The sequence below is a fragment of the Flavobacterium aurantiibacter genome, from assembly GCF_002251775.1.
Lineage (GTDB): Bacteria > Bacteroidota > Bacteroidia > Flavobacteriales > Flavobacteriaceae > Flavobacterium > Flavobacterium aurantiibacter.
Map to the genome: position 1 here is coordinate 1 of NZ_NOXX01000097.1, position 2646 is coordinate 2646.

3 protein-coding genes are annotated in these 2646 nt (G+C 44.4%); all 3 read left to right on the plus strand.

The window, feature by feature from the left end; all coding sequences use genetic code 11:
- The first annotated feature begins 215 nt into the window (after positions 1 to 215).
- From CHX27_RS01395 to CHX27_RS01400, 3 genes are read left to right on the plus strand one after another with little or no spacing between them, the layout of a single operon-like run.
- Positions 216 to 1334, plus strand: coding sequence for a glycoside hydrolase family 27 protein (locus CHX27_RS01395; protein ID WP_243388931.1), 1119 nt, complete (start codon positions 216 to 218; stop codon positions 1332 to 1334).
- A gap of 3 nt (positions 1335 to 1337) precedes the next feature.
- A complete protein-coding gene (locus CHX27_RS15750) occupies positions 1338 to 1547 on the plus strand; it encodes a hypothetical protein (protein WP_243388932.1) in 210 nt (69 codons plus the stop codon).
- 12 nt (positions 1548 to 1559) lie between these two features.
- On the plus strand, positions 1560 to 2285 hold the full coding sequence (locus CHX27_RS01400; RefSeq protein ID WP_262494569.1) for a glycoside hydrolase family 5 protein: 726 nt from the start codon (positions 1560 to 1562) through the stop codon (positions 2283 to 2285).
- The last annotated feature ends 361 nt before the right edge of the window (positions 2286 to 2646 follow it).

A 2646-nucleotide genomic window follows, 5' to 3' on the forward strand; every position in this document is an offset into this window, starting at 1 on the left:
TAAATCAGGTATAAATATACGGAATATATTTGGATAACTCAAAGAATAAATTCATTTCATTTTAGGTTGGAATTTTTATTGAGTTAGTTTTTTAAAACCCTGTTTTGCAGGGTTTTTTTCTTGAAATTATGAATAAACTATTTAGAATATTTGTTTGCTGCTGTTCGATATCCATCTTCGCACAGAAACCCGCTGGTTTAGCTAAAACACCTCCGATGGGATGGAATTCTTGGAACACCTTCGAAACCAACATCAATGAAGAGCTAGTAAAGAAAACCGCCGACGCCCTTGTAGCTTCAGGCATGAAAGACGCCGGTTATCTATACCTTGTTCTCGACGACGGTTGGATGGCCAAAGAACGCGACGAAAACGGAAACCTAGTTCCCGACCCCGTGAAATTTCCAAGCGGACTACCAGCGCTCATCGATTACGTGCATAAAAAAGGCCTGAAGTTTGGTCTATACAACTGTGCCGGAACAAAAACCTGCGCCGGTTATCCGGGAACACGTGGCTACGAATATCAAGATGCCCGTTTTTACGCCAAACTCGGAATCGATTTTCTTAAATACGATTGGTGTAATACCGAAGGCATTCAAGCTAAAGAAGCCTATACCACCATGCGAAATGCACTTGCTGCAACTAAAAAACCAATCATTTTTAGTTTGTGCGAATGGGGCGATAATCAGCCGTGGCTTTGGGCAACAGATATCGGACAAATGTGGCGAATCTCCGGCGATATCTACCCGTGTTTCGATTGCGAATACAACCACGGAACTTGGTCGTCCTGGGGCGTATTACGAATTTTAGAAATGCGCAAAGACATACGGAAATACGCCGGTCCGGATCATTTCAATGATTTCGATATGCTCGAAGTGGGCAACGGGATGACAGCAGCCGAAGACCGATCGCACTTTGCACTTTGGTGTATGATGGCTTCTCCGCTTATTGCTGGAAACGACATCACTAAAATGAACCAACAAACACGCGATTTACTCACTAACCGCGACCTGATTGCTATTAATCAAGACGAACTCGGATTGCAAGGATTTAAGTTTCATTTTGAAAATGGAATCGACTATTGGGCCAAACCGCTCGCCAATAACCAATGGGCTTTTGCGTTTCTTAACAGAAGCGAGTCGGCCGCAGAACTAAACTTCGATTTCTCGAAATGGCAAATAACCGATCCGGATTTCGGACACCAATTCAATGCAAAACAACAGGTTTACGAGTTCAAATTCCTATTCGAAAATAAAACGGCAAATACAAAACGAAATCTCAAAACTAAAATCGAAGCGCACGATATTTGTGTGATACGCTTGCGCGAAAAAAAGTAAATCATGAAAAAATATCTTTTCCTAGCTCTAATCCTCTGCAATTTGTGTCAGGCTCAAGTTGTGAAGAAGCACAAATCCTTACAAGTTATCGGCACACAATTGTGTAATCAGGCAGGCGAGCCTATACAATTGCGTGGCATGAGCTTTGGCTGGCACAATTACTGGCCGCGTTTTTACAACCAAAAAGCAGTAAAAACACTGGTAACCGACTAGAAATGTAATGTTGTGCGCGCCGCTATGGGTATTGAAGGGAACGAGTTTACCTACACGCAAAATCCGCAGTACGCTACCGAGAAATTAGAAACGGTGGTAAAAGCCGCAATTAAAAACGACATTTATGTTATTGCCGATTGGCATAGCCATAACCTCAATCTTAAAGAAGCACTAGTGTTTTTCGATTGGTTGTCGAAGAAATACGGACACACGCCCAATCTGATTTATGAAATTGTAAACGAACCCGACGAAGAAACTTGGCCGGAAGTAAAAGCCTACGCCGAGCAAGTTATTGCCGTAATTCGCAAAAACGATCCTGATAACATCATTTTGGTCGGATCTCCACGCTGGGATCAAGACGTGCATTTACCTGCCGCCGATCCCATTACCAGCAGCACCAACCTCATGTACACCATGCACTTTTATGCCGGTACACACGAAAAATGGCTTCGCGATAGAACCGACGAAGCGTTGAAAAAGAATCTACCGATTTTTGTGTCGGAATCGGCAGGTATGGAAGCCACCGGCGACGGTCCGCTCAACGAAAAAGCTTGGCAAGAATACATTGATTGGATGGAAGCCCGAAAAATCAGTTGGATTGTCTGGTCGGTTTCCAACAAAGAAGAAACCTGCTCGGTCTTAAAAGGCGATGTCTCCGACGGCGGACCGTGGAAAGAATCAGAACTTAAGCCGTCAGGCGTCAAAGCCCGCAATTACATTCGCAGTTTAAATAAATAGTTGTTGAAGGTGGTTTGACTGTAAAAATTGAAGTTGCAAATCATCCAATTGGTTAGCATATAGCTGTTCGCGGGTTCAGGCGGTCATAATGATACGTCAAGTGGTGAACGTCACGATTCCGATAGCTATCTGAACTCGTTTCCCGCTTCTCGTTATTAGCTTTCGAGGGTTCGGGCGGGCAAAGCGATACGTCAAGTGGTGAGCGTTACTAAGTCTATTCCGATAGCTATCGGAACTCATTTCTCGCCTCTCGCTTCTTTCTAATGCAGCCACTCCCGTCTTCCGCTATAGTCCTCAAAAAACCCGCTGTTTTCAAGCGCACTGCGGCGGGCTTCTGGCGTCGCCACCACAGTTGCGGTTC